General features: G+C 36.6%; 1 protein-coding gene. It reads left to right on the forward strand.

The window, feature by feature from the left end; translation table 11 throughout:
* The first annotated feature begins 510 nt into the window (after nucleotides 1-510).
* Complete coding sequence (locus FD30_RS03095; RefSeq protein ID WP_056943852.1) at nucleotides 511-834, forward strand: hypothetical protein; 324 nt, start codon at nucleotides 511-513, stop codon at nucleotides 832-834.
* Nucleotides 835-907: the final 73 nt, after the last annotated feature.

The following is a 907-nucleotide window of genomic DNA, read 5'->3' on the forward strand; positions in this document are numbered from 1 at the left end:
GGCCTCTATGGGCTTTTTTGTCTACAAGTGTTCGGTTATATTTTACAATCTCCCGTTTAAAAGAAATCCTGATTTTGCTAGACAAGGATTTCAGATGAGTGGTAAATCTATAAGGTCAATTTTGATATTTTTGGGTTAAGCAATTAAATATTGAAGTGGCAATAAAGAATTATAAAAAGGCTCTGACTGTTCACGTAGTCAGAGCCTTTGGTGAACTTGATAATATAATCTTCTTTACACTTTTTGTATAGCGGGAGCTGAGCGGAAAGGGCTGAATTATAGTGTTTGGATTTTGTCCTTAATGACTAGTAGATGGGCTATCTTTTAGAGGGGTGGGAGAGATTCATGATTGTAAAAAATTCCACAATTACTAGAATCTTCAGTGTGGTTTGGAAAGATGCATGTGAAACGAAATGTTCATTTTAACTCTTGGAGAAGTATTTCTTACTGGTATTTAGGGGAGGCAAGCTTTTAAAATGTATTTACTAGTAAATACATAGGAGGGATAACATGCAAGATCTCAAAACAAGAAAACAGGGTAATTCTGTGACCGTCACCATTCCCAAAGAATTCGGGATTAAGGCGGAAGTGACGGTGAGACCCAAGAAGACTGAGTATGGGTTTTCCTACGAAGTTGTGGACCAGGACACCTTTTTCGATTTCAGTTCTGATATTTTAGCTGGTGTCATTAAAGATGGTTTTCGAGGAAAAGATATTCTGACCGAATTTAATAAGCGTAAGGGCCAAGTAGAAAGAATCTTAAATAATTTGGGCGATACTATTCCTACTGATGACTATTCTGAAGAACAAGTAAGGCAAAAGTTTGGCTTATAGAATTACGATCTAAGCAAACTGTCAAGGGCAGTTTAAAAATGTAGGTTTTCGGCAGAAAGAAATGTAGGTTTTC

The sequence above is a fragment of the Levilactobacillus namurensis DSM 19117 genome (genome assembly GCF_001434785.1).
In the GTDB taxonomy this organism is placed as follows: Bacteria; Bacillota; Bacilli; order Lactobacillales; family Lactobacillaceae; genus Levilactobacillus; species Levilactobacillus namurensis.